This is a genomic window from Neisseria sp. (assembly GCF_041804105.1).
Classification (GTDB): domain Bacteria; phylum Pseudomonadota; class Gammaproteobacteria; order Burkholderiales; family Neisseriaceae; genus Neisseria.
The window spans coordinates 1-2,682 of record NZ_JBHCJY010000054.1 but is presented as its reverse complement, the minus strand read 5'-3'; the positions used below and the strand labels follow the sequence as shown (position 1 = coordinate 2,682).

Here is a 2,682-nt window from a genome sequence, read left to right as displayed (position 1 = left end):
TGGCGGCGCGCCATTTGCAGGGGCGGTATGCCAAACTGGTTTTGTTCGCCGGCCTGGGCGGCACGGCCTTGTTTTTCGGCGACGCAGTGATTACGCCCGCCGTATCGGTGCTCTCGGCGATGGAAGGCTTGAGCGTGGCCAACCCCGCCCTGTCGGGTTGGATCATGCCGCTCGCGCTGGGGGTGATTATCGGCTTGTTTGCCATTCAGAAACACGGCTCTTCACGCATCGGCGCGCTGTTCGGGCCGGTGATGCTGGTGTGGTTTTCAGTGTTGGCGGTTACGGGGATTTAGTTGAACTATTACAGTCAGATGTACACATTTATGGACACAGTCATGTCAATACGGAAATAATGTACCAAGGAATTAAATATGTAAATAATGCCTTTGGCTATCCTAATGAATGTACTCGGTCTGGTTTGTTACAACTGGAATTAATTTAAATTTAAGGAGATTAGAATGACACTGGGGGATCAGATTGACGCATCTTGGTATACAGATCCGTCTCTGGGCAGTGTGCCCGACTCATTTAACCTGTTTCAGGAACAATTCTTAAAGCCTTTAGGTAAAACCATCATGAACATTGAGCGGGAAATAGAAAGTGCCGAATATGGTGCGGTTCGCTTCGAGATGGGAGGGCAGACATATTTGTATCGTCAGGCTAAACATACACCCCGAAAAATTGGTCAGTTTGTTACTCTCTGGAAACGCCCGACAATGTTCAGCGAAATCGCGCCGTTTGACTACGACGATGGAATTGACTCGGTGATTATCTTTGTAGATGAATATCCACGATTTGGGGTGTTCATTTTTCCACGCCAACAGTTGGTCAAAAAAGGCATTTTCTCTGAGAAATCAATAGGAGGAAAACGTGCGTTTCGAGTTTACGCACCTTGGACTGTACCATTAGCAGCACAGGCCAAGCGATCTAAAATTTGGCAATGTACTCACTTTATTGAACTTACGGACACCACCCAAGGGCTGGCGCAATTAGTCAAGGTGCTTTAAGTATATGCTAAGTTGTCCGTGGCGAATTGAGCGTGTACCAATCAGATTGCGCAATACCCTGTCGTGCTGAAGGCTTTAAACCCCTATTACGGCTTTTATTTCGCCACCCATCACGGCTGGGGCGGTTTCGTGAGCCTCGGCGCAGTGGTGCTGGCGGTAACCGGAGCCGAGGCTCTGTATGCCGATATGGGGCACTTCGGCCGCCACCCGATTCAGACGGCCTGGCTGAGCTTGGTGCTACCCTCGCTGGCATTGAACTACGCCGGTCAGGGCGCTTTGCTGCTGCGCCGCCCCGATGCCATCGAAAACCCGTTTTTTCTAAGCGTGCCCGAATGGGGCCTGGTGCCGCTGATTATGCTGGCCACCGCCGCCACCGTGATTGCCAGCCAGGCGGTGATTTCCGGTGCCTATTCGCTGATCAGGCAGGCCATCCAGCTCGGATTTTCGCCGCGTATGCAGATCCGGCACACCAGCGACACCGAAATCGGCCAGATTTATGTGCCAGCCGTCAACTGGATGCTGCTGGCCGCCGTGATTGCCGTGGTGCTGGCTTTTCACAGTTCGGGCAATCTGGCGGCGGCCTACGGTATCGCCGCCACCGGCACCATGATTCTGACCACGCTGCTGTTTGCGGTGGTGATGTGGAAAAACTGGCGCTGGCCCAAAGCGGCGGTGCTGGCGCTCACGGCGGTGTTTTTCACTTTCGACCTCACTTTCTTTGCCTCCAACCTGCTCAAAATTCCCGCCGGCGGCTGGTTTCCCGTGCTGGTGGCTTTGCTGCTGGTGTTCACGTTCAGCACCTGGTTCCGCGGCCGCCTGCTGATGCAGCGTCGGCAAAGCAACCACGATTTGGCGCTGCTGCCGCTCTTAGACAACCTTTTGGCTTATCCGCCGCAAACCGTGCCGGGCAATGCGGTGTTTATGGTCAGCACCCCCGACAGCGTGCCGCAGGCGCTGCTGCACAATCTGAAACACAACAAAGTGTTGCACGAGCGCAATTTCCTGCTCACCGTGCGCACGGGCGAAGTGCCTTATGTGGCCGAAAACGAGCGCCTCACCATCACCGAGCTGAACCCGCGCTTCACCCGCATCACCGCCGATTACGGCTTTAAAGAAAGCCCCAGCATGGGCAACATCATGAAAGCCGCACGCTTGCAGGGCTGCGAACTGGCGCTGATGGAAACTTCGTTTTTTCTTTCGCGCGACAGCCTGCACATTGCCGGCAACACGCCCGAAAGCCACATGAACCGCTGGCGCAGCCGCTTTTTCAAATGGCTGTATAAAAACAGCACGCCGGTTACCGATTATTACCGCATCCCCGGCAACCGCGTGGTGGAAATGGGTTCGCAACTGGATTTGTGAAACCGGCGGTTTATTTCAACACATCAGGCCGTCTGAAAACCTTTCAGACGGCCTGATGCGTTTATCTGCCAAACTACCAATTGTAGCTTTCTTTATCCATTTTTCTCGCTGCGATGGAAGCGCCCAGCAGAAGCGTGCGCATCATGCGTTCGGTGGCTTCGATCAGCAAGCGTTCGCCATCAACGATGGCCTGTTCCAAACTCATGGGAATCGGCACGATAGAAGCGATGGCATCGATGCCGATGTCGTACACATCTTGCGCACCTTTGCCCAGCGTGCCGGCCAGAGCCACCACCGGCACGCCCATATTGCC

The 2,682-nt window shown here is 54.3% G+C and carries 4 protein-coding genes; 3 read left to right on the top strand and 1 reads right to left on the bottom strand.

Going from position 1 to position 2,682, the window contains the following annotated elements:
• The 3 genes from ACEYDX_RS05280 to ACEYDX_RS05270 form a co-directional block, all read left to right on the top strand.
• Positions 1 to 293, top strand: a 293-nt coding sequence (locus ACEYDX_RS05280; RefSeq protein WP_373740983.1) for a KUP/HAK/KT family potassium transporter, incomplete at its 5' end; no start/stop codon positions are given.
• 165 nt (positions 294 to 458) lie between these two features.
• Positions 459 to 1,007: a MepB family protein gene (locus tag ACEYDX_RS05275; protein WP_373740982.1), complete on the top strand. Its 549-nt coding sequence runs from the start codon at positions 459 to 461 to the stop codon at positions 1,005 to 1,007.
• 63 nt (positions 1,008 to 1,070) lie between these two features.
• Positions 1,071 to 2,369, top strand: a complete 1,299-nt coding sequence (locus tag ACEYDX_RS05270) for a KUP/HAK/KT family potassium transporter (RefSeq protein ID WP_373740981.1) — start codon at positions 1,071 to 1,073, stop codon at positions 2,367 to 2,369.
• Between the two features lie 73 nt (positions 2,370 to 2,442).
• Here ACEYDX_RS05270 and ACEYDX_RS05265 read toward each other — a convergent pair.
• A partial coding sequence (locus ACEYDX_RS05265; RefSeq protein WP_373740980.1) for a glycerate kinase occupies positions 2,443 to 2,682 on the bottom strand: 240 nt, incomplete at its 5' end.

Excerpts from the sequence above, each read along its gene's own strand:
- ACEYDX_RS05275 (WP_373740982.1), top strand. The coding sequence starts at position 459 with ATGACACTGGGGGATCAGATTGACGCATCTTGGTATACAGATCCGTCT.